This is a genomic window from Saccharomonospora halophila 8 (assembly GCF_000383775.1).
Classification (GTDB): Bacteria; Actinomycetota; Actinomycetes; order Mycobacteriales; family Pseudonocardiaceae; genus Saccharomonospora; species Saccharomonospora halophila.
The window spans coordinates 127,307-131,202 of the sequence record NZ_KB912564.1 but is presented as its reverse complement, the minus strand read 5'-3'; the positions used below and the strand labels follow the sequence as shown (position 1 = coordinate 131,202).

The window sequence follows — 3,896 nt, the reverse complement described above, 5'->3', positions numbered from 1 at the left end:
CCGACGTCGTCGCGGCGATCGGCGACCGCGCCGAGGTGTACGTCGACTCCGGAGTGCGGTCCGGCGGCGACATCGCCGCCGCGGTCGGGCTGGGCGCCACCGGCGTGCTGCTCGGCCGCGCGTACCTCTACGGCCTCATGGTGGGCGGGCAGCGGGGTGTCACCGCGACGCTGGACATCCTCACCGCCGAGTTGCGCCGGGCGATGTGTCTGCTCGGCACACCCCGGATCGCCGACCTCACCTCCGCGCACGTGCGGCTGCGCGATTCGTGAGGCGGTAGGCCGTACAGTCAGCCCGGAACAGGAGTCACCAGCGTGCCCTCGTCGAGGAAGCGCGCGACGTTGGCGAGGGTCAGGTCGGTCATCGCGGTGCGCGTCTCGACGGTGGCGCTGCCCAGGTGCGGCAGCAGCACGACGTCGTCGCGCTCCCGCAGCGCCGCGGGCACGTGGGGTTCGTCGGCGAAGACGTCGAGTCCGGCGCCGGCCAGCCGCTTCTCCTCCAGCGCCGCCGCCACGGCCGGTTCGTCGACGACCGACCCGCGGGCGACATTGACGAGGAAACCGCGCGGTCCCAGTGCGTCGAGCACGGTGGTGTCGACCAGACCCCGCGAGTCGTCGCCGCCTGCGGCGGCGATCACCAGCAGGTCGCAGTTCGCGGCGAGCTCACGGGGGCTCGCGGCGTAGGCGTAGTCGACGTCGGTGCGCGGCCTGCGGTTGTGGTAGCTGATCGTCGCGTCGAAGGCCGTCAGCCGGTGGGCGATCGCGAGGCCGATGCGGCCCAGACCGAGAATGCCCGCCCGGACGCCGGTGACCCGGCGTGCCGGTGGCGGCACGGCGCCGCGGGCCCATTCGCCCCGCCGCACGAATCGGTCCGAGGCGGACAGTCCCCGCATCACGTCGATGATCAGACCGACGGCCGCATCGGCCACACAGTCGGTCAGCACGTCGGGCGTGTTGGAGACGACGATGCCGCGCCGGGTGGCCTCGGCGACGTCGGTGGCGTCGTAGCCGACACCGAAGTTGACGATCGCGCGCAGCTTCGGCAGTCGGTTCATGTGCTCGGCGCGCACGCCCCAGGTGCCGCTGGTGACGGCGATCTCGACGTCGTCGGTGTCCTCGGGCGAGAGCTCCTCGAGCGTCGGCGCGGCGTAGCAGTCCCGCAGCGCCTGGACGAGGGCCGGGCGCAAGGTTCCTACCACCACCACACGTGTCGTCATCAGTGCCCTTCGGGGTCAGTCGGCTCTGGCCCGACGACGGTAGGTAAAGCGGCGGGGTATCGTCCATTGCCGGTGCGGTATCGCCCGCCGCACGGGCTCGGACGGGGCCGCTGCGCGTGACCGTCAGCGTGGGCGGGTCACGGCCTTTCCGGAAGGGGACGGCGAAGGCGGTGGAGTCGTCTTCACCCCACGGCCTTCGTCTGGGGTACTCGTCGAGCACGCTCGGGCCCGCGTGACGTCCCCCTCCGGAGCCGCCGATCCCGTCGAAGAGGACGGTCGCCTTGAAGCAGTGTCTACCGCTCCTGGTGTGATCTCGGGGAGCGGACCCGCGCCGTAGCGTTCCGTGAACCCGGACCCGGTCGCTACGTCATTTGTCCCGGGCGAGCTGTGCTGATCGTCCGGGGGTTCCCGAGTCAAGAGACCGTGTCCGCGTGAAACCCGGCGCACTATGGTGATCCGAGATCCGACCGGCTCGATGAGGAGCATCGATATGGATGTCCGTCGCCGAACGGCCTTTGGGGTGCCCGCGCACGTCCTCGCCTCGATCCCGGAGAGGGAGCATGCCGAAACCCTGGCGGACCCCATCGGCCGATGACTGTGGAGTGACCGGCCGCTCGGGGGCTGGAGGACCAGCACGCGAGCACACAATAGCAGCAGTCCTGCCCGGATGGCGCCTCCTCCACAATCACTCCGGTACCGGAGTGATTTCGTGTGCCGCTCATCGCGGAGTTGTCCACGGTGACGAACGCCGGCTTGGGCAGAACTACGGCCTGGTTCACCTGCGTTCCCCGGCACCGGTGCCGGTGGTGGCCTAATCCGGCTCGTTGGTGAGGTGGGATCGCGACGGGACTGAAGTCGGCGCCGGATCCGTCGACGTCCTCGACTGATCCGGCGGGCGCTGCAACTTCCGGTCCGTTCGCCGACGAGCGGAGCGGTACGGCATGGTGACGATCGGTCGTCACCCAACTCACGCAGGCTGCCACCATCGCGGCTCCGTGCTGTGCGGTACACAGTTCACCTATCGGGAGAAGGAGCAATGGGAACGGAACATCATGGACTCACCCGCAGGAGTGTCCTCGGTGCGTCCGCGGGGTTGGCGACCGTATCGGCTCTCGGGGTGGGGTCCGCCACGGCAGCGGAGTCCGCGAGCTCGGTGCCCGACACCGGTACGCATGTGGTCACACTCGGCACGGCCGCCGGTCCGGTGGTGCGCGGGCCACGCCAGGGCATCGCGACGGCGATCGTGGTCGACGGTGCCCTGTATCTGGTGGATGTCGGCCTGGGGGTCACGCGCCAGTTGTCCGAGACCGGGATGCCGGTGGACCGGCTGCGCGCGATCCTGCTTACGCACCTGCATTCCGATCACATCTGTGAGCTGCCCGGGGTTCTCCTCTACAACTGGGGGCCGAACGTGGGCGGGTTCGATGAACCCTTTCCGATCGTCGGCCCGGGGCGGGCCGGTGCTCTCCCGCAGGGCGCGCGACCGGCGGTCGCGCCGCCCACCCCGGGAACCGAGGATCTGGTCGGCAGCACACTGTCGGGATACGCCTACGACGTCAACATCCGGGTCCACGACGAGGGTCGTACCGAACTGGACCAGCTCGTCCAGCCGCGGGACATCCGGTTGCCGGAGGGAGTGGCCGCGGGGCCGCGAGCGGAGCTCGCGCCCGAGATGTCGCCGCTGGAGGTGTACCGGGACGAGCAGGTGCGGGTACTCGCGGCACTGGTGGAGCATCCACCGGTGTTTCCCTGTTTCGGGTTCCGTATCGAAACACCGCACGGGGTGGTGGCGTTGTCGGGTGACACCACGGAACACCCGAACGTCGTGCGGCTGGCCCGAGGCGCGGACGTGCTCGTGCACGAGGCGATGTACTTGGACTACTACCGGGATAAGGGCTTCACTCCCGAGTACCTGCAGCACCTGGCGAACAGCCACACCGATCCCGCCGGGGCCGGTCGTGTCGCCGCCGCCGCGGGGGCACGCCACCTGGTGTTCAGCCACCTGGGCGGGGTCGCCACCTACGAACAGTGGGCCGACCCGGCGCGCGAGTCCTTCGGCGGGACGATAACGGTCGCCGACGACGGTCAAATGTTCTCGCTGGGTGGAAGCCGGTGACCACCGAAACCCGCAGCGGCTGTCGCTCCGGCGAGTGGGGCGCGATCGGATCAGCGTCCTCGACGACCCGCCGCGACACTCGTTGCTCGGTGAGCGAGCCTGGCAGGATCTGCGGACGTTCCCGGTGACGGTCATCGGGAACTCGTCCACCACGCGTACGTAGCGGGGGATCTTGTAGTGGGCGAGGCGGCCGGTGCAGAACTCGCGCAGTGCTTCCGCGGTCAGGGTGGGCGCCGTGTCCCGGAGCTGGACCCAGGCCATGAGTTCCTCTCCGTAGCGTTCGTCGGGCACGCCGATGACCTGCGCGTCGAGGATGTCCGGGTGGGTGTGCAGGAACTCCTCGATCTCGCGGGGGTAGATGTTCTCGCCGCCGCGGATGACCATGTCCTTGCCGCGCCCGGTGACGGCGACGTATCCGTCAAGGTGGCGATGCGCGAACGGGCCGTCGAGCTGCTCGGCCTCACCACCACCGGTGACGATGAGCCGCACCGGGCGCGGCGCGGCGAGGTCGGCTGAGGGCGGACGCCCCCGGAGTGCGCACGGCCTCGGCCGACCGACCAGCCG

3 protein-coding genes and 1 pseudogene are annotated in these 3,896 nt (G+C 70.1%); 2 read left to right on the top strand and 2 right to left on the bottom strand.

What is annotated here, in order from left to right; translation table 11 throughout:
• A partial coding sequence (locus tag SACHA_RS22240) for an alpha-hydroxy-acid oxidizing protein (RefSeq protein ID WP_039739110.1) occupies positions 1–272 on the top strand: 272 nt, incomplete at its 5' end.
• Positions 273–289: 17 nt separating this feature from the next.
• On the opposite strand, the gene SACHA_RS0114400 is transcribed toward SACHA_RS22240, so the two are convergent.
• Entirely contained in the window at positions 290–1,216 is a 927-nt protein-coding gene (locus SACHA_RS0114400) for a 2-hydroxyacid dehydrogenase (RefSeq protein WP_020628639.1), read from the bottom strand.
• 1,153 nt (positions 1,217–2,369) lie between these two features.
• Here SACHA_RS0114400 and SACHA_RS0114390 point away from each other — a divergent pair.
• On the top strand, positions 2,370–3,332 hold the full coding sequence (locus tag SACHA_RS0114390) for an MBL fold metallo-hydrolase (protein ID WP_019810880.1): 963 nt from the start codon (positions 2,370–2,372) through the stop codon (positions 3,330–3,332).
• Positions 3,333–3,440: 108 nt separating this feature from the next.
• Here SACHA_RS0114390 and SACHA_RS23990 read toward each other — a convergent pair.
• Positions 3,441–3,752 (bottom strand): annotated as a pseudogene (locus tag SACHA_RS23990) (AMP-binding enzyme); the annotation flags it as partial.
• Between the last annotated feature and the right edge of the window lie 144 nt (positions 3,753–3,896).